The organism is Micromonospora sp. NPDC023966, assembly GCF_040639095.1.
GTDB lineage: Bacteria > Actinomycetota > Actinomycetes > Mycobacteriales > Micromonosporaceae > Micromonospora.
On sequence record NZ_JBEZZJ010000011.1, the window covers coordinates 1 to 23,900 of the forward strand.

The 23,900-nt window shown below is 72.1% G+C and carries 21 protein-coding genes and 2 pseudogenes; 13 read left to right on the top strand and 10 right to left on the bottom strand.

Annotated features, from left to right (window positions below; genetic code table 11):
* Positions 1-707 (top strand): GNAT family N-acetyltransferase (locus AB0F68_RS16445; RefSeq protein ID WP_357338396.1); only part of this gene is annotated, 707 nt, incomplete at its 5' end.
* Between the two features lie 29 nt (positions 708-736).
* On the opposite strand, the pseudogene AB0F68_RS16450 reads toward AB0F68_RS16445, so the two are convergent.
* A pseudogene (locus tag AB0F68_RS16450) lies at positions 737-1,793 on the bottom strand (IS110 family transposase).
* A 905-nt stretch (positions 1,794-2,698) separates the two neighbouring features.
* On the opposite strand from AB0F68_RS16450, the gene AB0F68_RS16455 reads away from it, so the two are divergent.
* Complete coding sequence (locus AB0F68_RS16455) at positions 2,699-3,913, top strand: low temperature requirement protein A (protein WP_357338399.1); 1,215 nt, start codon at positions 2,699-2,701, stop codon at positions 3,911-3,913.
* A gap of 188 nt (positions 3,914-4,101) precedes the next feature.
* Here AB0F68_RS16455 and AB0F68_RS16460 read toward each other — a convergent pair whose 3' ends face one another.
* Positions 4,102-4,533: a hypothetical protein gene (locus AB0F68_RS16460; protein WP_357338401.1), complete on the bottom strand. Its 432-nt coding sequence runs from the start codon at positions 4,531-4,533 to the stop codon at positions 4,102-4,104.
* 232 nt (positions 4,534-4,765) lie between these two features.
* Here AB0F68_RS16460 and AB0F68_RS16465 point away from each other — a divergent pair, with 232 nt between their 5' ends.
* Positions 4,766-4,981 carry a hypothetical protein gene (locus tag AB0F68_RS16465; protein WP_357338403.1) on the top strand — a complete coding sequence of 72 codons (216 nt, stop codon included), beginning with the start codon at positions 4,766-4,768 and terminating at the stop codon, positions 4,979-4,981.
* A 25-nt stretch (positions 4,982-5,006) separates the two neighbouring features.
* On the opposite strand, the gene AB0F68_RS16470 is transcribed toward AB0F68_RS16465, so the two are convergent.
* Positions 5,007-5,363, bottom strand: coding sequence for a hypothetical protein (locus AB0F68_RS16470; RefSeq protein WP_357338405.1), 357 nt, complete (start codon positions 5,361-5,363; stop codon positions 5,007-5,009).
* A gap of 122 nt (positions 5,364-5,485) precedes the next feature.
* Here AB0F68_RS16470 and AB0F68_RS16475 point away from each other — a divergent pair, with 122 nt between their 5' ends.
* Positions 5,486-5,830, top strand: a complete 345-nt coding sequence (locus AB0F68_RS16475) for a hypothetical protein (RefSeq protein ID WP_357338407.1) — start codon at positions 5,486-5,488, stop codon at positions 5,828-5,830.
* Positions 5,831-5,924: 94 nt separating this feature from the next.
* On the opposite strand, the gene AB0F68_RS16480 is transcribed toward AB0F68_RS16475, so the two are convergent.
* The 3 genes from AB0F68_RS16480 to AB0F68_RS16490 are packed head-to-tail and all read right to left on the bottom strand — an operon-like array spanning position 5,925 to position 7,505.
* A complete protein-coding gene (locus tag AB0F68_RS16480) occupies positions 5,925-6,620 on the bottom strand; it encodes a cation transporter (RefSeq protein ID WP_357338409.1) in 696 nt (231 codons plus the stop codon).
* Complete coding sequence (locus tag AB0F68_RS16485) at positions 6,617-6,976, bottom strand: metalloregulator ArsR/SmtB family transcription factor (protein WP_357338412.1); 360 nt, start codon at positions 6,974-6,976, stop codon at positions 6,617-6,619. The genes AB0F68_RS16480 and AB0F68_RS16485 overlap by 4 nt, the downstream gene beginning before the upstream one ends.
* A 58-nt stretch (positions 6,977-7,034) precedes the next feature.
* A complete protein-coding gene (locus tag AB0F68_RS16490; RefSeq protein ID WP_357338414.1) occupies positions 7,035-7,505 on the bottom strand; it encodes a hypothetical protein in 471 nt (156 codons plus the stop codon).
* Between the two features lie 186 nt (positions 7,506-7,691).
* Between AB0F68_RS16490 and AB0F68_RS16495 the strand changes: the two genes are divergently transcribed.
* The gene (locus AB0F68_RS16495) at positions 7,692-8,861 is read left to right on the top strand and encodes a low temperature requirement protein A (protein WP_357338416.1); all 1,170 of its coding nucleotides are present in this window, start codon (positions 7,692-7,694) and stop codon (positions 8,859-8,861) included.
* 18 nt (positions 8,862-8,879) lie between these two features.
* Here the strand turns inward: AB0F68_RS16495 and AB0F68_RS16500 are convergent, their stop codons facing one another.
* The gene (locus AB0F68_RS16500) at positions 8,880-9,482 is read right to left on the bottom strand and encodes a dihydrofolate reductase family protein (RefSeq protein WP_357338422.1); all 603 of its coding nucleotides are present in this window, start codon (positions 9,480-9,482) and stop codon (positions 8,880-8,882) included.
* A gap of 96 nt (positions 9,483-9,578) precedes the next feature.
* The gene (locus tag AB0F68_RS16505; protein ID WP_357338437.1) at positions 9,579-12,005 is read right to left on the bottom strand and encodes a M28 family peptidase; all 2,427 of its coding nucleotides are present in this window, start codon (positions 12,003-12,005) and stop codon (positions 9,579-9,581) included.
* A 299-nt stretch (positions 12,006-12,304) separates the two neighbouring features.
* Between AB0F68_RS16505 and AB0F68_RS16510 the strand changes: the two genes are divergently transcribed.
* From AB0F68_RS16510 to AB0F68_RS16540, 7 genes and pseudogenes are all read left to right on the top strand, one after another.
* A complete protein-coding gene (locus tag AB0F68_RS16510) occupies positions 12,305-13,501 on the top strand; it encodes a fused response regulator/phosphatase (protein WP_357338443.1) in 1,197 nt (398 codons plus the stop codon).
* An 82-nt stretch (positions 13,502-13,583) separates the two neighbouring features.
* Positions 13,584-15,296, top strand: a pseudogene (locus tag AB0F68_RS16515) (ATP-binding protein).
* The gene (locus tag AB0F68_RS16520) at positions 15,293-15,745 is read left to right on the top strand and encodes a response regulator (protein WP_357338445.1); all 453 of its coding nucleotides are present in this window, start codon (positions 15,293-15,295) and stop codon (positions 15,743-15,745) included. The pseudogene AB0F68_RS16515 and the gene AB0F68_RS16520 overlap by 4 nt, the downstream one beginning before the upstream one ends.
* Positions 15,738-16,547 (top strand): inositol monophosphatase family protein, encoded by an 810-nt coding sequence (locus AB0F68_RS16525; protein WP_357338448.1) that lies wholly within the window; start codon positions 15,738-15,740, stop codon positions 16,545-16,547. The genes AB0F68_RS16520 and AB0F68_RS16525 overlap by 8 nt, the downstream gene beginning before the upstream one ends.
* A gap of 193 nt (positions 16,548-16,740) precedes the next feature.
* Positions 16,741-17,781 carry a hypothetical protein gene (locus AB0F68_RS16530; protein ID WP_357338450.1) on the top strand — a complete coding sequence of 347 codons (1,041 nt, stop codon included), beginning with the start codon at positions 16,741-16,743 and terminating at the stop codon, positions 17,779-17,781.
* A 36-nt stretch (positions 17,782-17,817) separates the two neighbouring features.
* Positions 17,818-19,371, top strand: coding sequence for a fused MFS/spermidine synthase (locus AB0F68_RS16535; RefSeq protein WP_357338455.1), 1,554 nt, complete (start codon positions 17,818-17,820; stop codon positions 19,369-19,371).
* A gap of 71 nt (positions 19,372-19,442) precedes the next feature.
* The gene (locus tag AB0F68_RS16540; RefSeq protein ID WP_357338457.1) at positions 19,443-21,059 is read left to right on the top strand and encodes a serine/threonine-protein kinase; all 1,617 of its coding nucleotides are present in this window, start codon (positions 19,443-19,445) and stop codon (positions 21,057-21,059) included.
* 50 nt (positions 21,060-21,109) lie between these two features.
* Here AB0F68_RS16540 and AB0F68_RS16545 read toward each other — a convergent pair whose 3' ends face one another.
* Positions 21,110-21,778: a TrkA family potassium uptake protein gene (locus AB0F68_RS16545; RefSeq protein ID WP_357338459.1), complete on the bottom strand. Its 669-nt coding sequence runs from the start codon at positions 21,776-21,778 to the stop codon at positions 21,110-21,112.
* Complete coding sequence (locus AB0F68_RS16550; protein WP_357338464.1) at positions 21,768-23,102, bottom strand: potassium transporter TrkG; 1,335 nt, start codon at positions 23,100-23,102, stop codon at positions 21,768-21,770. Before AB0F68_RS16550 ends, AB0F68_RS16545 begins: the two co-directional genes overlap by 11 nt.
* A gap of 376 nt (positions 23,103-23,478) precedes the next feature.
* Here AB0F68_RS16550 and AB0F68_RS16555 point away from each other — a divergent pair, with 376 nt between their 5' ends.
* The gene (locus AB0F68_RS16555) at positions 23,479-23,763 is read left to right on the top strand and encodes a hypothetical protein (RefSeq protein ID WP_357338466.1); all 285 of its coding nucleotides are present in this window, start codon (positions 23,479-23,481) and stop codon (positions 23,761-23,763) included.
* Positions 23,764-23,900 lie beyond the last annotated feature (137 nt).

The following is a 23,900-nucleotide window of genomic DNA, read 5'->3' on the forward strand; positions in this document are numbered from 1 at the left end:
AAGATGCCAAGCATCAACGACGTCGGCGGGCGACCACCCCAGATTTTCACGCACGGCACGGGCGTCACGACAGAGGCATCGGAGACTCCTATGGATGTCTAGCTTTGCTGGCGACCGCCTCGCCAGCGAAGCTTGATCCTTCGCGAAGGAACGATCACGGCGTGTCGATGAGCGCGGATGCCGTCATCCCAGGGCAGCTCCGGATCGGTGAGAATGCTCCGATGACCGAGGTATGGCCTGCGCAGCTTCTTGTCCGTCCGCTCACGACCGAGGACGCGGGGCAGATCGCCCAGTGGAGGTATGACGGCCCGTGGCGGATCTACGACTCGCGGCCGGAAGACGGGTTGATGAGTGACAACGCGGCCTACCTTGCGGTCGCGGGTGCCGACGGCGGTCCGTTAGTCGGGTTCTGCTGCTCCGGGGCTGAGGCGACGGTGCCCGGCCTGAAACCGGAGGACGGGGTGCTCGACGTAGGCGTGGGCATGAATCCGGCCATGGTCGGGCAGGGCAACGGGGTGCACTTCGCCTCCGCTGTCTTGGACCACTATCGGTCCACGACCGGCATTCACCGGCTCCGCGCGGTGGTGCAGTCGTGGAACGAGCGCAGTCTGCGCCTGACCCGATCGCTCGGCTTCGTCGAGGTCGGCAAGCACGTGTGCAAACAGAGCGGCGCCACGGTCGAATACACCGTCGTCATCGCCGAGTGAGCCGAGCCACCCCGATGTTCCGAGGGAGGTCAAGTGGTCAGGGCGGCGAAGTCTGCGGCCAGGGCGGTGTAGACGTCGCGGACGATGTAGCGCTTCAGGCAGCGCAGGATCTCTTGCTTGCTGAGGCCTTCGGTGGTGCGGCGGTGGACGTAGGCGCGTGTTCGCTGGTCGTAGCGCATGCGGCATAGCGCGATGGTGTGCAGGGCGTGATTGGCGCCGCGGTCGCCTCCTCGGTGCAGGCGGTGGCGGCGCACCCGTCCGGAGCTCGCGGGGATGGGGGCTGCGCCGCAGAGGTGGGCCAGAGCCGCTTCGGAGTGTAGCCGGTCGGGGTTGTCGCCAGCGGTGGTCAGCAGCTGCGCGGCGACGTCGGGGCCGACGCCGAACAGGGCCATGGTGCGGGGTGCCGCCTTCGCGACGATGGGTGTCACCTGCCGGTCGAGGGTGGTGATCTCGTCGGTGAGGGCGGTGACCCGGCGGGCGAGCCCGACCAGGGCTGCGGCGGTGGCCTACTCCGGTTCGTGGAGTCTGGCCGGGTCGTAGGTCAGGGCAGCGCAGCGGCTGACCAGCGTGGCGGCGCTGGCCCTGGTCAGGTGGGCTCGCAGGGGTTCGGGGGCGGCGGCGACCAGGCCGCGCATCTGATTCAGGGCGGCGGTGCGGGCCTTGACCGCTCCTCGACGGGCGACCCTCAGGGCGCGGATCGCCTCGACCGGTCCGGTGCGGGTTTTCGGGGTGCCCATGGCGGTGCCGGCAAGGGTTGCCCTGGCGGCGGCGATCGCGTCGATCGGGTCGGACTTGCCCTGTGCGCGGCGGGCTCGGCGGTCCGGCCGGTCCACCTCCCTGATGGCAATCTTTTTTGCTGGTCAGGTAGCGGGCTAGTCCGGCGCCGTAGCTGCCGGTGCCCTCCACGCCCACGGCCGTGACCCGGCCGAAGGAGCGCATCCAGGCCAGCAGATCCGCGTAGCCGGCGGTGGTCGCGGGGAACTCGGCGTCGCCGAGGAGCCTGCCGGTGCTGTCGATGACGGCGGCGTGGTGGGTGTCGCGGTGGGTGTCGACACCGCCGATGACCGATCGCTTCTTGGCTGCCATGCTGGTGAGGTCCGCCTCTCTCGTCTGGGTCGAGATCTGTGGACACGTCACCGGTCAGGTGATGCGGACAACACAGTGGTGGGCGCCTCTCGCACAGGCTCCTATCAGGTCACGACGCCTGACCGGTGACATGCAGCTACCAGGGCCACCGAGCCGGCCGACGAATCGGGATGAGGACAGCAACCGTCGGTCTGCCGGTGAGTCAGACCAACCCGGCGACCCACCCCACCATCCTCACTGTCTGCCGCCGACCCGCCCTCCTGGGGAGCGGGCCGCCGCCCGGCCCGCCACGTCAAGCGGACCTTGACGCCCGTACGGACGCTGGCGGGTCGGGCGGTGGTCTGCTCGGCTCGCCCGGGTCGATGGCAGGCGGGATGGTTCCTTCCGTAACCACCCACGGACCGTGCCCCGCCGACGGTGCCCCCGGCCATCCTGGAGCCGGAGCGCCCCCGCCGGAGGCGCCCTAACCGCAACCCCGCGACCGCCGCCAGCTCGCCGACGCGGCCGGCGTGCGCTCCCCTGCGCCGCGCGGGCTCGTGGCCGCGCGGCCCGGCCGGCTGCCGGCCCACCTCCTCACCGGTCAACGTTCTATCGCGCTGCGGCGGCCCTCCGGGCTTTCCCGCTGTCCGCGCCAGCCGCCGGGCGTCAGGCGTGACGGCCGCAGAGCGACAGCGGCAGCGGCCGGCGCGCGCCCAGGCGGCGGCGTGTGCGGCCCGTTGCGGGCCGCCTTGAAGACGTACAGAAACTTTGAACCGCCGGCAGCCGGCCTGTCCTGCGCCGGTTGATGGTTGACACGGCGGCCTCGGTTGACGTGCGACACCCGGTCACGCCGCCTGCGGCATTGTCCTGGCCCGGTTCATGTCGACTCCCGGCCTTTTTGGGCGGTGAACAATGAGAATGTAGCTATGAAAAAGATCTTCCGGTCCCGGCCGATCATGACCGAGGAGACGCACCGGGCTACCTCGTTCGAGATCTTCTTCGACCTCGTGTTCGTCTTCGCCCTCACCCGGATCATCTCGTTCATGGGGCGGCCGCCCACGTTCCTCACCATGGCACAGGGGCTCGTCCTCCTGCTGCTGCTCTGGATGGCCTGGACGAACTACACCTGGTTGGGCAACCTAGTCCGCGCCGACGTCGGCCTGGTCCCCGCCGGCACGATCGTGGCGATGGCGGCCATCTTCGTCACCGCCCTGGTGATACCGAACGCCTGGCGGCACGGCAACGGAATCGTGGACGCACCTGTGATCCTGGCCTTGGCCTACATCGTGCAACGAGTACTGCACCTCGCCCTCACCTTCCACGTAGCGGCTGGCGACCGGCAACTGCGCACCACGCTGCGCCTCTACACGACAACGGCGATCCTCGCCGGCATACCACTCCTCCTCGGCGCCACGTTCCACGGCACCGCGCAGACCCTGCTCTGGGCAGGTGCATTCGCCATCGAATTCAGCGGCGGCGTCATCGCCTCGGCCCTCAGCGGGTGGCGACTGCGCAGCCCCAGCCACTTCACCGAACGGCACGGCCTGGTGTTAATCATCGCGCTCGGCGAGTCACTGATCTCGGCGGGAACCGGGGCCGAGTTGGCAGTGACGCGCGGGCCGGTCCTGCTGGCAGCGTTGCTCGCATTCACCAACGCGGTGTGCCTATGGCGGCTCTACTTCAAGAACACTGCGATCGTCGCCGGCCACGCACTGGAAACGGTGCCTAGCGCACAGCGCGGCCGATTAGCCACCAACGCGTACAGCCTGGCGCACTTTCCCCTGATCGCCGGTGTCATCTACACCGCGCTGGGCATCGAGCAAGTCCTCGCCCACCTAGCCCACGGCCGACCCTGGCACACCACGCCGCCGTTGGACTGGGCCTCCACCGTCGCGCTGTACGGCGGGGTGATCCTCTACTGCGCCGGCCGAGTTCTGTTCCTCCGTCCCACCGGCCAGTCCACCCCACGAGCGCAGATCGTCGCCACCTGCGTGGTGCTGCTGCTGCTACCCGCCGCCCGGAGCCTGCCCGCCCTGGCCGCGCTCGGGCTCCTCACCGCGTTCCTCGTCGCCCTGGCCTCGTACGAGCTGGTCAGCGGGGGCCCACGAAACCCGATGGCGGGCAAGGTGACTCCCTCCTGACCCAAGGTTCAACGGCCACCGCAACAACATCCGAGTACGCCCGCGGCACGGCTCGTAGGATCACCCTTGCACCACAGCACGGCCACGATTCGACCATGACCCGGTGTCAAGGATCCTGTGACGCCCCGTCAAGCATCATGCGGGACCAGGCACACCGGCAGCCGGCCCGGTGATTCGGCGGCCGGAACCTACCGCAGGGCTTCCGCGAGCGCCTCGGCGTTCTTCTTGTCCACCCGGGGGAAGGTGAGAGCGACGCCGTCGCCCGCAGTACCGAACGCGAGGCGCAGCAGGCTCACGACGCCCATCTTGGCCTCGGCCAGCGAAACGTGTTCACGGGGCACCTCACCGAGGACCTTCTTTCCGGGGCCCCCGAGGAACGTCTGCGGCAAGAAGATCAGTCGACGGTTGGTGAGCACGACGAACTGCTTACGGGTCGACGCCAGCGCCGCCCCCAACAACGCTCCGCCACCCTCAAGCCTGATCGCCTGACTGACGACCGTCCCGAGTCGCCCGGCCGAGAACTTCCCGACCATGGCTCGCGTCGCCACGACCGGCTGCTCACCGGACTGCAGGATCGGCGTCACCTGCTCGAACGCACGGGTTTGAAGCTTCTGCTGCACTGCGTCTCCGTTCCTTGTCGCGAATCGTGCCGAGGCTAATGACCCGGAGGACGATCTAGATCCGACGATCGGACGACATCAGGCGGGAGAAGTGGACATTGAGCCTTTGCGGGTAAGGCTACGGTCACGTTGTGTGCCAGGCACGCCGTAGGCGCCCTAATCGAACGTCTGTTCGATTGGGGTCCTGGGCGTGGAGATACGTGGTCGCTGGTGGAACCGATCGTGGGGCCGCATGGCCCGGCGGGACATCTGGCTGGTCTCCGACGGTCGGCTCTGGCGCGTCCGTGGCCGCCTCGGCGGGGATGGAGGGCAGGAGGTCTCGTACGACTTCCCGGACGAATCCTCCGCCCGCTCGATGGTCGACCGGATGATGAAGACCCCGGCCGGCACCTGGCGCGATCTCACGGAGGCGATCCGGCAGGAGTCCAACCGCCGGCGGACTCACTAGCTGGACCGGTCGCGCCCGATAGCGCTCAACGGCAGGCGTCTGCCCGGACGTGCACACCGCACCACGGCGGCAGCTCGGCCGCCCACACCCGCCAGCCGCCGGCGTCCCGCCGAGTCTCGAACCGCCACGGGTGAGCTGTCCCGCTGAGGTTGACCTGTTCGTTCCACCAGACCGCATGGACCTGGGCTGTCACCTCCGCACGGTCGTCGGCCTGGTCCTCGACGTCGATCAGTCCGACCACTTCAAGCTTCGACGGAACATTGCCGCGTTCCATCTCGCCGCGGTACTCACGCCACTGCCGCAGCAGCTCGTCATGACGCCTGCCGGCCAGCACCCGCGACAGGCCGATCCACTCTCCGCTGCTCATCTGGAGCACGTACACGTTCACGGCCGCCTCCGGCGTTGCCTCACCTCGCTCTGCCTCTGCCTGCCGCCGCACGGCCCACGACACGGGCACTACCACGATCCCGGTACAGAGCACCGCTACAAGGGAAAGCACTACCCATGCGCAACGAGTTCCCGGAACTGCCGGCGGCGCTCTCGTTCCTGCCGATGATCTCTCCACGGGCCACTCAGGACCTGCTGGCCACCCGTCGCGACCGGCTGCTCCAGCGGCTCGCCGAACGCGACGCGCTGGTGGCGAAGGCCGGCGTCGAGCTTCCGCGCGTGACCATGCTGGAGACCGAATACCTGCGGACGATGATCGAGGCGGAAATCCACTGGATCGACAGTGTCGTGGCCGGCCTCCAGGACGGCTCCATCACCTGGAATCAGAGGGAGATGCGAGAGACCGCCGAACGCCTGGACCGTGCGGCGCCCCTCGGCCCGCCACGTCCAGCGGACCTTTGACGGCTCGTGCGGGCGCTCGCCGGTCGGGCGTCCTCGTCAACCGGATCGCCATGTCCCGGGCCGACCAGCCGGACCCGAACACGGACCATCAGGATCATCCGGCGTCGGTGCAGCACCCGTCCGCGCAGCCGGAGAGCTGGCCGGCCCCCGCGTCGGCGGCCGGGAGCGGTGCGCAGTCGTCGCAGTGCTCGCCGCGCCAGGCCTCCCGGCCTTCCTTCACCGCGACCCCCGCGATGACGAGCGCGGCGATCGGGTCGGCCCATGACCAGCCCCAGGCGGCGTTGACGACCAGGCCGACGAGCAGCACCGCCGACAGGTAGGTGCAGAGCATCGTCTGGGTGGAGTCCGCCAGGACGGTGGCCGAGCCGAGTTCCCGTCCGGTGCGCCGCTTGGCCCGTACGAGCAGCGGCATCACGATCAGCGAGGCGACCGCGATGCCGATGCCGACCGGGCTGTGCTCGGCCTCGCCACCGGCGAGCAGTGAGCGCACGGCGTCGAAGGTCACCCAGGCGGCCAGAGCGAAGAACGACACGCCGATCAGGCGCAGCGCCAGCCGCTCCCGGTCCTCCGGCACCCGCGAGCGGAACTGCCAGATCACCACGGCCGCGCTGGAGACCTCGACCAGCGAATCCAGGCCGAAACCGAGCAGCGCCGTGGACGAGGCCGCCGCGCCGGCGGCGATCGCGACCACGCCCTCGATCAGGTTGTAGCCGGCGGTGGCGTAGGCCAGCCACAGGCTGCGGCGCGACAGCACCGCGCGACGCTCCGGACTCAGCAGCGAGACGCTCACGCCGCCACCTTTGCGGGCGAGCCGGCCGTGGTGCCGTAGACCGGGCACAGGGCGACCGCGTCACCCGTGGCCGCCAGGACCTGTTCCGCCGAGCGCAGCAGGTCCAGCAACTCCGGCCGGGTGAGCGCGTAAAGCGACTGGCGACCCTCGACCCGGTAGTCGATCAGGCCGCAGTCCCGAAGACACGCCAGGTGCCTCGACACCGTCGACTGCGCCAACCCCAACTCGCCGGTCAGATCGACCACCCGCGCCTCGCCGGACGCGAGCCGGCGCAGGATCGCCAGCCGGGTCGGGTCGCCGAGGGACCGGAACAGCGCGACGGCCGGAGCCGGTCCGGGAGTGCAACCAATCGCCATGGCGCGATGATAGCCGCCTTGGGCGATGGGACGGCCGGTGTGTCGCGAGAAGACCCGCTCACCCGTCTCGAGCGCCGGCCGACAGGTGGGGCGCCAGGTAGCGGATCATCGGCCCGGCCGGATCCTGGTAGTCGAGGATGATGTCCGGATCACGGTCGGCCGGGAAACCGGTGCCGGTTACGCCGTCATCCTGGACGGGGACGGCGGCGGTCACCCGGACGTCCACGCACAGCACGCCACGATCGATCCCGGTGGCGAGACCGCCCGTGATGATCACGACGGCCGAACCGTGCTGGCCCCGCCGCGGGGGCGGGTGGCCGGCCTCACCCGGGTTCGGCCCGGCCGGTCGGCAGCGGCAGACGCGGCCTCGGGCGTGCAGGGCCTGCGCCAGATGGTCGACCACGGCGAGGCGGGACGTGGGGCAGGCCACCTCGATCCGGAGGCCCTTGTCGACCGACGCCGCGACGATCGCGTCGGCGATGGTCGCCAGCGCTGCCCGCTCTCGGGCGATCGAGGAAAGGTCAGGCATGGAAGTGCCGTTCGCGCAGGCTTGACTTCACCTCCGTACAGGCGCGAGCGACCCCGGTGCCTGTTACATCACGTCTGCCCGGTGGTGGGGCGGGAACGCCGATCCGGGGACGGGCCGCCGCGGCGGGCCGATAATTCTCGGGGACGCAGCGTCGCCCGCGACCTGATGTCGACGGGAGGCCGGGCAATGACGACCGGAGGCGGCAGGGCGCTGGTGCGCCGGCCGAACGGGTCCACCCGGGCGACCCTGCTGGAGCTGCTCTTCGACGTCGTCTTCGTGGCGGCCCTGGCGCTGGTCTCGATGCTGATCGCCGAGCGGAACTCGTGGGCCGGTGCCGGACCGGTCGTGATCATGCTGATGGCGATCTGGTGGACCTGGTCGGTCACCTCGACCACTACCGACTTCTACGACCCCGACCAGCGACCGATCCAGGCCATCCTGATGGTGACCGCGCTGGGTGCCGTCGTGATGGCGGCGGCGGTGGCCGTCGACTCGCACGCCGTGGTCTTCGCCCTCGGGTACGTGGTCCCGCACCTCGTGCGGGGCGTGGTGCTGGTGAGCGTGCTGCACCGGCAACGACACCAGGCCGAGGGACGGGCCGCGCGCTTCCTCTTTTGGTTCCTGGTCTCCGGCGTCCTCTGGATCGGCGGGTCGATGGTGGAGCCGCAGTGGACGCTCTGGGCCGTGGCGGTGGCGATCGACTACGTCTCGTCCGCGGCGCGCTACCCGACGCCCGGACTCGGCCGGGTGCCCGTCGCGCAGTACGAGAACACCACCGAGCACCTGGGTGAGCGCTACCAGCAGTTCATCATCCTGGCGCTCGGCGACATCATCCTGGTGCCGACGCTGGAGATCAACGCCGCCGACTTCACCCGCGCCCGGTGGGTCGCCTTTCTGAGCGCCTTCGCCGCCATGCTGCTGCTCTGGCAGATCTACGTCCTGGGGGCCGGCGCCATCGTGCGGACCACCGCGCCGCGGCTGCTCCGGCGGGCGACCCGGTTGGCGCCGTACACCCACCTGGTCATGCTGGCCGGCATCGTCGGCACCGCCGCCGGGTTCGACCTGGTCGTGAGGCAGCCCACCGGCGACACGCCGGCGCGGTGGATCGCCCTGATCCTCGGCGGGCCGGCGCTCCTCTTGCTCGGGCGCATCCTGTTCACCTACCGGATCATCGGCACCGCCCCGTGGCACCGGGTGCTCTGGCTGCTGATCCTGCTGGCCGTGATGCCGTTGGTGGGCGGCTGGCCCCCGGTGCTGGTCACCACCCTCGTCGTGCTGATCTTGGCGGGGGTGGTGACCAGCGACGCCATGGCCGGGCGGAGGCCTCGACGCCCGCTGCGGGGACGGCCCGGCTGACGGATGCGGCTCGCAGCGTCAGCCCGCCTTGCGGACCCGGTAGGCGAGGTGGGTGACCCCGTTGCCCTGCACGACACGGGTGGGGCCCTCCAGGTCGAGGGGCGCGATCCGCAGGTTCGCGAAGAGCGGGATGCCGTCGCCGAGCAGGACCGGAACGAGGTCGACGTGGACCTCGTCGAGCAGGCCGGCCTCCAGGACCTGCGTGGCGATGGTGCCGCCGTTGACACCGACCTCCTTGTCGCCGGCGATGGCCCTGGCCCGGTCGATCGCGCTCTCGATGCCGTCCGTGACGAACACGAACGAGTCGCCCTCCCGGTCCCAGCCCTCCGGCACGTGGTGCGTGACCACGACCACCGGCACGTCCATCGGGTGCCGGCCGCCCCAGCCGTTGGTCATGTCGAACAGCCGCCGGCCGACGACGAGCGCACCGGTCCGCTCGATCAGGTCGCGAATGTGTTCCGCACTCGCCGCCGACGTACGGAAGGTCATGTCGGGGTTGGCCGTCGGCGTCTCCACGTCGCCGTTGCCGTACCACTGGAAGAGGTGTTCGAAGCCACCGTGGGACGCGTCGGCGATGTAGCCGTCCAGCGACATGGTGGCTCCGGTCGTCACCTTCGTCATCGTGCTGCTCCTCAGGTCGTTTGCTCGTCCTTCACCCAGGGGTAGAAGCTGGGGCGCCTCCCCTCGACATCCGTCCCAAGAAATTTTCCGCGGCCGCTAGAGGGGATAGGTGCGGGCCACCGCCAGCATCTCCGAGCTGTGCGAGCCGACCACGCCGACGTCCGCGGGCCGGGCCCGGAACCCGGGCAGCCCGCCCAGCCCGTCGCTGGCGTCCATCGCGCGCAGGTTCACCTGTCCCGCCTTCGGCACCAGGGTCAGGGTGACCTCGACGCCCTCGGGCGGCGGGGCGTGGAAGACGACGCCGAAGCCCCACCGGCCCTCGCGGGCCTTGACCGGCACGTCCCGCCCGGCCACCGTCGCCGAGCGCACCTCGGCGGTGGACGTGTCCACGTGCAGGGAGAGCAGGCGGACCGGTCGCTGGGGCAGCACCCGGACGCGCAGCACCCGCTGGTCGCCCGAGCGGGTGTCGGAGAGGGTGTCCAGCTTCGGGGCGGGCAGGCTCGCCGCCTGCGCCGGCCCGGCCCGCAGCTCCGCGTCACCCAGCCCCGGGAAGTCGTCGGCCACGGAGACGGTGCCGTCGACGTAGCCGTCGGTCCAGGGCTGCGGGTCCTCCTCGTGGCTGAGCCACTGCGCCTTGCCGGTGCCGGCGTCGAGGGCGTACATGAGGTGGGTCGGCACGGGGTGCGCGGCGTCGAAGCGGTCCACGGCCAGGCCGACCCCGGCGAGCACCACGGCGGCGAGCGCGGCGGCGCCGGCCGGCAGCGGGCCGAGCCGGCGGGCCCGGAGCGCCACCAGGCCCCGCTGGCCGCCGGCCTGCGGGTGCAGCAGGTCCACCACGGGCAGCGCGGCCAGGCCGAGCAGCACCGCGAAGAGCGCCGCCACACCACCCATGCCCATGCCGAGCGCGGGGAAGAGCAGCACCACGGTGGGCAGCAGGATCACCACGGCCACCGCGCCGGCCAGGGTCACCGCGACCACCGGCCAGGGGCCGTCCCGCCGGGTGGCCAGCGCCGCCAGGCCGGCGAGCGCGCCGGCCAGGGCGGGCAGGGTGGTCAGGTACGCCCCACCGGGCACCAGCACGGCGAGCAGCACCCCGAACAGGGCCAGCCAGAACAGCCCGCCGAAGGCCAGGGCGGCCGGGCCGAACCGACGGCGGGTCAGCGCGTACCAGGCGAACAGGATCGCGGCGGCGAGCGCCACCACGGCGAGCCGGTACCAGACCGGGCGGTAGGGGTCGAGCAGCTCGGCGTAGCCGGGGCGGATGGTCGTGATCGCGGTCCAGAGCAGCCCCGCGCCCAGCGGGGCGGCGACGATCGGGACCAGGGTCAGTCCGACGCCGGCCGCGAGCCGTCCTGCGGTGGCCCGGCCGCGCCGGCGCAGCAGCCAGCTGAGCGCGCCGACCGCGACCAGGGCGGCCAGCGCCAGCGGCAGGGTCAGCCACCCGGGGTAGTGGACCAGCCTGCCGGGCACCGGGAAGTAGGTGTCGTCGTGGCCGGAGCGCAGGTCGCGCAGGTCGGTCCGGCCGAACTCGCGGGCCAGGCCGAGGGCGTTGTCGCCGTGCATCTGGAGGCTGCCCCGGTTCATCGCCGCCGGCACGTCGAGCGGGGTGTGGTAGACCGCGCCCCCGTCGATGTACGCCGAGTTCAGCCCGACGAACCGGTGGTCGAGGAAGGCGGTGAAGTCGGTGTCGTTGGGCAGCGCCCGGTAGATCTCCACCGCGAACGAGGTGCCCACCGGGTGCGGGGCGGCCCGGCCGAAGGCCTCCACCAGCTTCGCGTTGTTCCGGGACGTCTCGAACATGATCACCGGACCGGTGGAGCCGCGCGCCTCCAGGTTGAGCACCACGCCGCCGTCGGCGGCCAGCGGGTGGTCGGCGGCGAAGCCGGCGGCGCCGCAGAGGCAGGCCTCCTCCGCGTCGGTGAGCACGAGGACCACGTCGTTGCGGGGACGCGGGCCGGCGGCCAGCGCCCGGGCCACCTCCAGGATGGTGGACGTGCCGGCGGCGTCGTCGTTGCCGCCCGGCCCGGACTGCACCGAGTCGTAGTGGGCCACCAGGAAGACCCGCCCGGTGGGGTCGGTGCCGGGCAGCCGGGCCACCACGTTGCGGACCCGGGCCAGGGTCGCGCCGCCGGCCGCCCCGCTGAGCTGCCCGGCCTCCGGGGCCACGGTGTCCTGCACCTCGGTCTCCAGGCCCAGCCCGCGCAGCACGCCCACGACGTGCTCCCGGACCTGGTCGTTGGCGGCGCTGCCGGCCACGTGCGGCCGCGCCGCGATGACCTTGACATTCTGGTACGCCCGCTCGGCGCTGAACGCGTCCGCGGGTGCGTCGGCGGGGCGCGGCGCCGGGGTGGCCAGGTCGACCAGGACGCCGGCGCCCACCGCGAGCAACGCGGCCAGCGCGGCGAGCGCGGCGAGCAGCCGCCGGCGGGGCCGGGCCAGCGCCCGGTCGGCCGGTCGGGTGGGCGGTACGCCCGGCGGCCGGGCCGGCGCGCGGTCGGCGGGGCGGGTGGGGGGTACGCCCACGGTGACTCCTCGGGGTGCTTCGGGTTGGGCATCATCCTGCACCCGTGCGGCCTGCGGCGGCACTCCCTCCGGCCGGTGTGATCCGGGCCGGACGCCGGTCGCGGCGTAACATCGAGCGTCGGCCGTGCCGCTGTCCGTTAGGTGGGTCTGCCCGCCCCGACTCCGCTCGTGTTGTGTGCGACCGTTGTCTGATACAGGATCAGCGGGGCACTCGGAAGGAGCCCGACATCACCAGCGAACTCCCGCGTCTCGCGGCGGTGACCCGGCCGCACCGGGGGGCCGGTCTGGCCGGTGCCCCCGTGGTGCCGCAGGCGGGGCTCGGGCACTACGGCAGCGTGCCGCCCGGCGAGCGGCTGCGGGTCCTGCTGGTCGAGGACGACGAGGGCGACGCCTTCCTGGTCGGCGAGCTGCTCGCCGAGACCAACTCGATGATCGACCTGCTGGTCGCCACCAGTCTCAGCGAGGCGCGGCAGCGGGTGATGGGGGTCGACTGCGTCCTGCTCGACCTGGGCCTGCCCGACGCGCAGGGCCTGGACGGGCTGCGCCAGGTGCTGGAGATGGCCAGCGGATCGGCGGTCTGCGTGCTCACCGGCCGCTCCGACGAGCACCTGGGCATCGTCGCGGTCGCCGAGGGCGCACAGGACTACCTGGTCAAGGGGCAGGTTGACGGGGTCCTGCTGACCCGGGCGCTGCGCTACGCGGTGGAGCGCAAGCGGGCCGACGAGAACGCCCGCCGGCTGCGCGAGGTGGAGCTGCGCCAGGCCGAGTCGGCGCGCCTGGAGCGCGGCCTGCTGCCCCAGCCGCTGATGACCACCGACCAGGTGTCGGTGCACACCTTCTACCGCCCGGGCCGGCACGCCGCGCTGATCGGCGGCGACTTCTACGACGTGGTGCAGACCCGGCCGGACCGGATCGACCTGATCGTCGGCGACGTCTGCGGCCACGGCGTGGACGAGGCCGCCCTCGGCGTCGAGCTGCGGGTCGCCTGGCGGGCCCTGGTCCTGGCCGGGGTGCCGGACGAGGAGGTGCTGCCGGCGCTGGAGCAGGTGCTGATGAGCGAGCGCCGGCTCCAGGAGATCTTCGCCACGGTGGCCACCACCCGGCTCGACCTGGCGGCCAACCGGGCCACCGTGCGACTCGCCGGTCATCCGCCGCCGTTGCTGCTCAGCGGGGGTAAGGTCGCCCCGGTGCCGGCGCGCGGCGGTCTGCTGCTCGGCGTACGGCCGCGCCGGCCCGTTGCCTTCGACCTGGAGTTCGACACCGATGACTGGTCCCTGCTGATGTACACCGACGGCCTCATCGAGGGTCGGGTGGGCACCGGTGACGACCGGCTGGACGTGCCGGGGCTGACCGACCTGCTCGCCGACCCGGCCAACCGCGCCGTGCCCCTGGCCGAGCTGCCCGCCTGGCTGGTCGGCCGGGCCGAGCAGCTCAACGGCGGCCCGCTCGCCGACGACGTCGCCATGCTGCTGCTCACCCGGGGCGCCGGCCGGTGAGCGCGAGGTGTGAGCCGCTTTTGCGGGCCGCGCAGTCGCGAACGGAGATTGTTCTGTGAAGGCGTACCAGCAGGGGTGGACCCTGCGGCGGCGGGTCGGCGCGCTGCTCGGCGTGGTGCTGGTGCTGCTGCTCGCGCTGGCCGCGGCCGAGGCCACCCTCGCCGCCAAGAACCGGCAGAACATCGACGCGGTGCTGCTCAAGACCGGCCCGTTGCGGGTCCAGGCGCAGGAGCTGATGAGCGCCCTGCTCGACCAGGAGACCGCCGTCCGCGGCTACGCGGTGAACGCCGACCGCAACGACCTGGAGCCCTACCAGGAGGGTCTGCGGCGGGAGCAGGACACCGTCGCGGAGATGCGGAAGCTGGCCGTCGACTACCCGGACGTGCTGCGCGAGGTGGATGTCGTCGAGCAGCGGGCGGCGCGGTGGCGGGCCACCGTCGCCGAGCCCGTGATCACCACGACCGAGCGCAGCGGCCCGTCCGCCGGCCGGGCGCTGATCACCGACGAGACCCGGCAGCAGTTCGAAGGCATCCGGTCCGCGGTGGACGCGCTGCAGGGTGAGATCCTCGAGGTCCGGCAGCAGACCGCCGACAAGGTCAACGCGACCAGCAACGTGCTGGTGGTGCTCCTGATCATCGCGGCCCTGGTGGTGGCGGTGGCCGGCGCGGTTCTGCTGCTCTCGCTGGACCGGATCCTGATCCGGCCGCTGGCCGGCCTCGTCACCCAGGTGCGCGAGGTCGCCTCGGGCGACTACCGGCACCACATCGAGGGCTCCGGCCCGCCGGAGTTCCGCCTGCTCGCCGACGACATCGACCTCATGCGGCAGAAGATCGCCCGGGAGCTGGACGAGGTCCGCGAGGCCCGGGAGCGCATCGAGTGGGTCAACAGCCAGCTCCAGAAGCAGGCCGAGGAGCTCACCCGCTCCAACCGTGACCTGGAGCAGTTCGCGTACGTCGCCTCGCACGACCTCCAGGAGCCGCTGCGCAAGGTGGCCAGCTTCTGCCAGCTCCTCCAGCGGCGCTACTCCGGTCAGCTCGACGAGCGGGCCGACCAGTACATCGCGTTCGCGGTGGACGGCGCGCAGCGGATGCAGCGGCTGATCAACGACCTGCTCGCGTTCTCCCGGATCGGCCGGCTCACCACCGGCTTCACCGAGGTCGACCTGAACAAGGTGATGGGCGACGTGGCCGGGCAGACCGAGGCGGCCCGGCAGTACGCCGACGCCGAGTTGACCTGGGACCGGCTGCCGGTGATCCGCGGCGAGGAGCCGCTGCTGACCAACCTGCTGGCCAACCTGGTCAGCAACTCGATCAAGTTCCGCCGGCCCGACGTGCCGCCGAGGGTGCACGTCTCCGCCCGGCTGGTCGACGACGAGTGGGAGATCAGCTGCCGGGACAACGGCATCGGGATCGAGCCGGAGTTCGCCGACAAGATCTTCGTGATCTTCCAGCGGCTGCACGCCAAGGACGCCTACCCGGGCACCGGCATCGGGCTGGCCATCGTCAAGAAGATCGTGGAGTACCACGGCGGCCGGGTCTGGGTGGACACCGACACCGCGGAGGGCACCACGATCCGGTTCACCCTCCCCGCCCTGCCCGAGGACGTGGAGGCGGCGCGGGCGGCGGAGCCGGCCGCGGACGAGGAGTCGACCGGGGACGGGACGGCGACCGGGGACGGCGCCGAGGACGCCGCGGTGAGCATGGCCCGGCAGCCGGACGGCACGGCACGGGAAGACACGCCCGAGGGGGCGGCCCGAGACGGTACAACGGGTGGCATGAAGGAGACGGTGGGATGACCGCGCCGGCGGACGGCAAGAGCCCGATCGAGGTCCTGCTCGTCGAGGACGACCCGGGCGACGTGCTGATGACCCAGGAGGCCTTCGAGGAGCACAAGCTCCGCAACCGCCTCACGGTCGTCTCGGACGGCGCCGAGGCGCTGGCCTACCTGCGCCGCGAGGGCCAGTACGCGGACGCGATCACCCCGGACCTGGTCCTGCTCGACCTCAACCTGCCCCGCCGGGACGGCCGGGAGGTGCTGGAGGAGATCAAGAAGGACGAGCAGCTCTGCCGGATCCCGGTCGTGGTGCTCACCACCTCCCAGGCCGACGAGGACATCCTGCGCAGCTACCAGCTGCACGCCAACGCCTACGTGACCAAGCCGGTGGACTTCGAGCGCTTCATCTCGGTGGTCCGCCAGATCGACGAGTTCTTCGTCAGCGTGGTCAAGCTGCCGCCGCGTGGCTGACCCGCTGCTGGACGAGGTCGGCGCGCTGCTGCGGGAGGCCGCGGCCGACGTCGTGGTGCCGCTGTTCCGCCGCCTCGACGACGCCGACATCTCCGAGAAGGCACCCGGCGAGGTGGTCACCGTCGCGGACCGGAAGGCCGAGGCGCTGATCTCCGCCGGGCTGCGGCGGCTCCGCCCCGACTCGGTGGTGGTCGGTGAGGAGGCGGTCGCCGAGGACCCGGCCCTGCTGCGGCACCTGCGCGGTGCCGGCGACGTGTGGCTGGTCGACCCGGTGGACGGCACCTCCAACTTCGCCGCCGGCCGGCGCCCGTTCGCCCTGATGGTGGCGCTGCTGACCGACGGGGAGCCGGTCGCCTCCTGGGTCTACGACCCGCTGGACGGCACGATGGCCACCTGCCGGGCGGGCGAGGGCACCTGGCTGGACGGCACGCGGGTGCGCACGGCCGGGCCGGAGCCGGCGGTGGGCGCGCTGCGCGGCACCGCGACGACCCGCTTCCTGCCCCCGGACCTCCGGCGCAGGGTGGAGGCCGGCGGCCGGCGGCTCGGCGAGCTGCTGCCCGGTCAGCACTGCGCCGGCCGGGAATACCTCGACATGCTCACCGGCACGCAGCAGTTCGTGCTCTTCTGGCGCACCCTGCCCTGGGACCATGCCCCGGGCACGCTGCTCGTGCGGGCGGCGGGCGGCGTGGCCCGCCGGTTCGACGGGACCGACTACCACCCCGCCGACGAGGGCAAGGGCCTGCTGGTCGCGGTCAGCGAGGAGATCTGGGACGAGGTCAGAGACGCCCTGCTGGGCGGCTGAGCGAGCGGTCCGCGACGGCCCCGGCACGGTGCGTCGACGATCCGCGTCGCCCGAGGTCGGGGGCATGGCGCGGGGCGTGTGGTCCGGTATCGTGACCGGCGGTCTCCGCCAGCAGGCCGCCGCCCGGGGCCGGTGGAGCCGCCGCCGCGCAAGGTCGACTCGGGGGGCCGGCGGTCGACGGAAGGACCTCTACGTGCCCAGGACCAGGCTCACCCGCCGGCGGGTCCGCCGGTCGTTGCTCGCTCTGCTCGCCGCGACGGCCCTGCTGCTGGGCGCCGGTCCCGCCCCCGCCGGGGCGGCCGCCGCCGCGCCCACCCCGAACGCCCCCGACGAGGGCGGCAGCAAGCAGCTCCGGGCGGCCCTGGAGGCGGCGGCGAAGGGCCACATCGAGGCCAAGAACCGGCTCGACAACTCCAAGCGCCGGCAGGTCGCGCTGGCCGGCCAGCTCAAGCAGACCGAGGTACGCCTGGTCGAGCTGTCCGCGCAGGTGGGCGAGGTGGCCGCGCAGTCCTACCGGCTGGGCCGGCTGACCCCGGTGTCGATGCTGCTGGCCAGCTCCGACCCGGACGCGTTCCTCCAGCGGGCGGCCGAGCTGGACATGATGGCGCAGCGGGACAGCAAGCGCCTGCACGATCTCAACGAGGCGAAGGCCCAGGCCGCCGAGGCAAAGGTTGCCATCGACACCGAGGTCCGGGAGCAGCAGAAGCAGCTCGCCGTGCTGGCCAAGAAGAAGCGGGACGCCGAGGTCGCGCTCGCCAAGGTCAGCTCCGGGGCCGGCTCCGGCTTCAGCGGCGGCTCGTCCTCGGCCAAGCCGGCGCCGCGCAACCCGGACGGCTCGTGGCCGTCGGAGTCCTGCTCGGTGAACGACCCGACGCCGGCCGACGGCTGCATCACCCCGCGCACCCTGCACATGCTCGAGCAGGCCAAGGCGGCCGGCTACAAGCGCTACGCCTCCTGCCACCGCAGCGGTGGCGGCGGCGAGCACCCGAAGGGTCGCGCCTGCGATTTCGCGGCCGCCACCGGCGGCTTCGAGGACGTCTCGGCCACCGGGGGCGACAAGGCGTACGGGGACAGCCTCGCCAGCTGGGCGAAGAACAACGCGAGCCGGCTGGGCATCATGTACGTCATCTGGTATCGCCAGATCTGGATGCCGAACACCGGCTGGCGGGCGTACAGCGGGGGCGGCAGCCCCGCCGCGGACCACACAAACCATGTTCACATCTCGATGTATTGACCTGCTCCGCCGGGAACGCTGCGTAGCATCGCCACGGTGAGCAGCACATCGTCCGACGTCGTCGCGGAGCCGGCGCCGCGCGCGCCGGTCCCGCCGCGGGCCCTGCCGAACGGGCTCGCCGCGTTCCTGGTCTTCCTCTCCAGCGGGGCGGTGCTGGTGCTGGAGACGGTCTCGCTCCGCCTGGTCGGCCCGTACGTCGGGGTGACCCTCCAGGTGACCAGCTCGGTGATCGGCATGGCGCTGGCCGCCATCGCGTACGGGGCGTGGATGGGCGGGTGGCTGGCCGACCGGCGGGACCCCCGCACCCTGCTCGCCCCGGCCCTGGTGCTGGCCGGGATCGCCACCGCGGTCACCCTGCCGGTGGTCCGGTACGCCGGTGAGGCGCTGCGCGGCGGCGCGGCGAGCGCGGTGCTGCTCCTGACCGCGCTGGCGGTGCTGCTGCCGGCGGCGTTGCTGGCCGGAGTCACCCCGCTGGTGGTGAAGCTCCAGCTCGCCGACCTGCGCCGCACCGGGCAGGTGGTCGGCCGGCTCTCCGGCATCGGCACCCTGGGCGGCATCACGGCCACCCTCGTGACCGGCTTCGTGCTGGTGGCGGCGCTGCCGAGCACGGTGATCGTGCTGGCGCTGGCCGGTGTGCTGGGGGTGACCGGGCTGGCGCTCGGGGCGTACCTGCGCCGGGGGTCGGGGACGGCGCTGCCCGGTCCCACCCGGGCCAAGGCCGCCCTGGCGGTGCTCGGCCTGGCCGGGGCCGGCCTCTCCGCGGTCGCTCCGAACCCGTGCGACGTCGAGACGGCCTACCACTGCGCCCGCGTCGAGGTGGACGAGCAGTGGACCGAGGGGCGGACGCTCTACCTCAACTCCGCCGAGCACTCGTACGTGAACCTGGCCGACCCGACCCACCTGAAGTACGCGTACACCCAGTGGATCGGCCTGGTCGCGGACCTGGCCCGGCCGGCGACGCAGCGGATGGACGCGCTGCACCTGGGCGGCGGCGGCTTCACCATGCCGCGCTACCTGGCGGCGACCCGGCCGGGCAGCGACAACCTGGTCTTCGAGATCGACGGCGGCCTGGTCGAGCTGGACCGGCGGGAGCTGGGCGTGCGCACCGGGCCGCAGCTGCGCGCCCGGGTGGGGGACGCGCGGGTGCTGCTCGGCGCCGAGCCCAGCGACAGCCGCGACTTCATCGTGGGCGACGCCTTCGGGCACCTGGTGGTGCCCTGGCACCTGGCCACCCGCGAGATGGCCGCCGACATCCGCCGGGTGCTCCGCCCGGACGGGATCTACGTGCAGAACGTCATCGACTACCCGCCGGACCGGTTCATCCGGGCCGAGCTGGCCACCGTCGCGGCCGAGTTCCGCCACGTCGCGCTGATCGCCCCGCCCGGCGCGATCGCCGGGCAGCACGGCGCGAACTTCGTGATCGTGGCCTCGGACGCGCCGCTGCCGCTGGCCGGGATCCCGGCCCGGCTGCGGCTGCTGCCGGAGCCGGCGACGCTGCTGGACGAGGCGAAGGTGGCCGCGTTCGTGGGGGACGCGATGGTGCTCACCGACGACTACGCGCCGGTGGACCAGCTCCTGGCGACCGCCTGAACGGGTGACTTCGCTGACCGATTTCGACCCACCAGGTGTACGAGGGTCAACCTCGGGCAACTGGACCCACCATGGGTGCAGCGGTCAGGAACGGCGCGCAACTGCTCGGTGAGCGGTACCGGCTGGTCGAGCAGCTCGGCGCGGGGGGCATGTCGGTCGTCTGGCGCGGCTACGACGAGGTGCTCGGCCGGCAGGTGGCGATCAAGGTGCTCGCCTCGCGGCTGGCGAGCGACAAGGCGTTCCGGCACCGAATCCGGATCGAGGCGCAGGCCGCCGCGCGGCTCTGCCACCCCAACATCACCAACGTGTACGACTACGGCGAGTCCGTGCAGGTCGGGCTGACCGTCCCGTACGTGGTGATGGAGCTGGTCGACGGCGGGCCGCTGAGCAGCCGGCTCGGCCGGGGCGGGCAGCTGCCCTGGCGGGAGGCGGTGACGATCGGCGCGGAGGTGGCGTCCGCGCTGGCCGCCGCGCACGCCCGGGGCGTGGTGCACCGGGACGTGACCCCCGGCAACGTCATGCTCACCTCGACCGGCGTGAAGGTCGTCGACTTCGGCATCTCGGCGCTGGTGGGGGAGAGCGAGAAGGGCCCGGACGGGGCGCTGCTCGGCACGCCCGCCTACCTGGCCCCGGAGCGGCTGGACAACGGCCAGGTCTCCCCGGCCACCGACGTCTACGCGGTCGGCCTGCTGCTCTACCGGATGCTCACCGGCCGGCTGCCCTGGCAGGCCAGCACCACCACCCAGATGCTCCGCGCCCACATGTACAACGACCCGGACCCGATGCCCCCGGTGGTGGGCCTCCCCGACGAGGTCGCCGAGCTGGTCCGGCGCTGCCTGGCCAAGCGCCCGGAGGACCGCCCCGCCACCGCCGAGGTGGCCCGTACGCTCGCCGAGGCCGCCGGGATCGCGGCGATCGTGCCGGTCTCCCCGGCGCTCGGCCAGTTCGACCCGGCGCTGATGGAGAACGCGGGCACCACGATCCTGCCCTGGTCCACGGGCACCGACGCGCTGCCCTTCTCGGCCGTCCGCACCCGTACCCGCCGGTCCGCGACCCGGCGCAAGGTGGAGGCCGGGGTGGCCGCCGCCGGTCTGATCGCGGTCACCGCGACCCTGTGGGGTGTCACCTCCAAGAGCCCGGCCAGCGGCGGGGTGGAGCCGACCGAGGCCCGGATGGGTGCGCCAGAGCCGATCCCGTGCGCCGTCGACTACGTGCTGCGCCGCGACTCCGGCAAGGACTTCACCGCGGACCTGACCCTCACCAACACCGGCACCCGCGAGCTGCGCGACTGGACCATGAGCTTCACCTTCCCCGGCCGGCAGACGGTCAGCGCGGCCCAGCCGGCGGTACGCCAGCAGGGCAAGACGGTGCTGCTCCAGGCGCCGGCCACCGACGCCGCGTTGGCTCCGGGCGCCTCGAAGAAGGTCTCGTTGACCGGCAGCTACACCGGGGGCAACCCGCTGCCGGTGGAGTTCAAGGTCGGGGAGAGCACCTGCGGCGTGCAGGTGTCCGGCGTCGCCGGCTCAGTGCCGACCACCGCGCCGCCGACGACCAGGCCGCCCGCCAAGCCGCCGGCCAAGGCGCCCGCGAAGCCCGCCGCGAAGAGCGGGGGCGGGCAGACGTCCGGCAAGTCCAAGCCCGACAATTCCGGCAAGGGCAAGGAGAGTGGCAAGGGAAAAGGGAAGTGAACCGCACGAAGGGGGGTGGTTCCGGCGGTAAGGGCGGGAAGAAGTGACGGTCAGCCCAGTCCGGCGAACTGCTGCACCCGGCCGATCGGTCCCTCCACGATGAGCATGCTGTCCGGCTGGAGAACGGTGTCCGGGCCGGCGTAGCGGAACGGCTCGCCGGAGAGCTTCGCGCCGACCACCATCACCCCGTACCGGTCGGTCGGGGCCAGCTCCCGCAGCGACCGGCCGACGAGCGACGCGGGCACCCGGACCTTGGCGATGGCGAAGTCGTCGCCGAACTCGATGAAGTCGAGCATCCGGCTGACGATCAGATGCGCCACCCGTTCGCTGGTCTCGGCCTCCGGGAACATCACGTGGTGCGCCCCCACCGAGTGCAGGATCTTCGCGTGCTTCTCGGAGGTGGCCCGCGCCCAGATCTGCGGGATGTCCAACTCGGTCAGGGCCAGCACGGTGAGCACGCTCGCCTCGACCGAGGCGCCGATGGCCACCACCACCCGCCGGAACTCGGCGACGCCCAGCTGGCGCAGCACGTTCTCCTCGGTGGTGTCCGCCTGTACCACCCGGTCCAGCCGGGACGCCCAGCGCTGCACCCGCTCCTGCTCGTGGTCGATGGCGAGCACGTCGTGGTCGAGTTGCAACAGGGCGCCGGCCAGCCGGGAGCCGAACCGGCCCAGGCCGATCACCACGATGCTGCTGTCGTCCGTCCTCCTAGCCGACAATGGGTTGCTCCTCGGGGTAGCGGTACAGGTGTCGCCCGGTGTTCAACGCGATGGCGGACCCGAGGGTGAGCGGGCCGACCCGACCGATGAACATCAGCACGATGAGCACGTACTGGCCGGGTTGCGCCAGATTCGGGGCCAGGCCGGTGGAGAGCCCCGTGGTGCTGAACGCGGAGGTCACCTCGAAGACCGCGGCGAGGTTGGGCAGGTTGTCGGTGATCACGATCAGCAGGATCGTGCCGACGACGACCAGCGCCACGCTGAGCAGCGCCACCGTGATCGCCTGCCGCTGGCTGGCCGTGGCCACCCGCCGATCGCCCACCGTCACGTCCGGCTCGCCGCGCAGCTCGGCCCAGATCACGAAGGCGAGCAGGAAGAACGTGGACACCTTGATGCCGCCGGCGGTGCTGGCGCTGCCGCCGCCGATGAACATCAGCACGATGAGCAGCGGATAGCTCTCGTTGCTGAGCCTGTCGACGTTGATCACGTCGAAGCCGCCGGTGCGGCTCAGCGCGATCTGGGTGAACGACGCCAGCACCTTGCCGCCCGCGTCGTAGGTGCCGATGGTGGCCGGGTTGGTCCACTCGGCGAGCAGCAGGAACCCGAAGCCCAGTCCGATCAGCGCGACGCTGCCCCAGATGGTCAGCTTGGTGGCGACCGCCCAGCGGCGCGGTTTCCGCCACTCCCGGACGGCCTCGAACAGCGCCGGGAAGCCGAGGCCGCCGATGATCGCGCCCAGGCCAAGCGACAGCGCGACCCACGGGTCGCGGGAGAAGGCGACCAGGCCGTCCGAGTAGAGGGTGAAGCCGCCGTTGTTGAAAGCCTGGATCGCGTGGAAGGCGGCGAACCAGAGCGCACGCCCGGGCGGATAGTCGTAGACCAGCCAGAGCCGGCCGGTGATCACCGCGGTCATCACCGCCTCCGTGGCGAAGACCGTCGCGACGATCCGCACCAGCAGCCAGCGGATGTCGCCGAGGCCGAACTCGGCGGTCTCGGCCTGTACCAGCAGCCGGTTGCGCAGGCCGAGCCGCCGGGAGACCACCAGGGTCACCAGCGCCGCGACGGTCAGGATGCCCAGGCCGCCGAGCTGGGTGAGCACGGTGATCATGGCCAGGCCGAAGTCGTTCCAGTAGTTCGGCGTGTCGTTGACGGCGAGGCCGGTGACCGAGACCGCCGAGGTCGAGGTGAACAGCGCCGTCACGAAAGGCGTGTAGTGCTGCTCGCTGGTGGCCTGGGGCAGCATCAGCAGGCCGGTGCCGAGCAGGATCACCGCCAGGAACCCGAACGGCACCAGCCGTACGGGGTTCCGGAGCAGGCGGCGCACCAGGTCATCTTCCGTCCGGAGATTCACCGGCAGGTCAGGAACCGACCAACTGCCGGCCAACCGGAACGGGTGGCACGGGCTTGATCCACACCAGTCCGGCGAGGTAGGGGTGTCGGCGGGGCTGGGATACCGCCATGTCGGCGAGCTGGAGTGGATCAAGCGGCTGAGGGCGGAGCGGACCCTCGTCCGGGGTGCCGCCTCGTCGTGGCAGCGCCACCCCTGCCCGGCGTGCTCTCGTCGGACGGCGTGCTCTCCTGGGCTGCTACGAACTTGATGACGTGGATGGATCGGGCGGTCGGCGTGAGGTGTCCTCGCCGGTGCCTTTCGCGCTGATGCCGGGGACGACTTAGGACCGGCTGAGCGGGACGCGGCGAGCGTGAGTCGTTTACGCCATCAAGTTTGTAGCGGCTCGGGGACTTACTTCGGAGGCTCGGCGACGTGGGTGCCCGACGTGGACCGGCTGGGCACGACCGTGCCGGCCGAGGACGGCCGGTGCGTACGCCACTGGGTCTGGTGCGACCGGTTGCTCGACGGCGGCCGGCGCTGCCCGCTCCCGGCCGACCACGACGGCGACTGCCGCCCGCGCGGCTGGCGGTGGCGGGCCGGGACACAGCGGCGCCCCGGCCGGTGGTGCCGGCGGCCACCGGGAAGGGGAGAGTGATCCACCACTCGGGGGTGCTTGTAACGGCGGGCCACCCCACCCTGGTTACTTGTGTGTTTCGGCCACATAGCCCGTGCGTGACGTCACTTCTAGCGTGAGCCGACAACTGACACTTCCCCTGTCCCCACCTGGAGTCG

Coding starts and splice junctions, on each gene's coding strand:
- AB0F68_RS16455 (WP_357338399.1), top strand. CDS start 2,699: ATGAAAAAGATCTTCCGGTCCCGGCCGATCATGACCGAGGAGACGCAC.
- AB0F68_RS16465 (WP_357338403.1), top strand. CDS start 4,766: ATGGCCCGGCGGGACATCTGGCTGGTCTCCGACGGTCGGCTCTGGCGC.
- AB0F68_RS16475 (WP_357338407.1), top strand. CDS start 5,486: ATGCGCAACGAGTTCCCGGAACTGCCGGCGGCGCTCTCGTTCCTGCCG.
- AB0F68_RS16485 (WP_357338412.1), bottom strand. CDS start 6,976: ATGGCGATTGGTTGCACTCCCGGACCGGCTCCGGCCGTCGCGCTGTTC.
- AB0F68_RS16490 (WP_357338414.1), bottom strand. CDS start 7,505: ATGCCTGACCTTTCCTCGATCGCCCGAGAGCGGGCAGCGCTGGCGACC.
- AB0F68_RS16495 (WP_357338416.1), top strand. CDS start 7,692: ATGACGACCGGAGGCGGCAGGGCGCTGGTGCGCCGGCCGAACGGGTCC.
- AB0F68_RS16500 (WP_357338422.1), bottom strand. CDS start 9,482: ATGACGAAGGTGACGACCGGAGCCACCATGTCGCTGGACGGCTACATC.
- AB0F68_RS16520 (WP_357338445.1), top strand. CDS start 15,293: ATGACCGCGCCGGCGGACGGCAAGAGCCCGATCGAGGTCCTGCTCGTC.
- AB0F68_RS16540 (WP_357338457.1), top strand. CDS start 19,443: ATGGGTGCAGCGGTCAGGAACGGCGCGCAACTGCTCGGTGAGCGGTAC.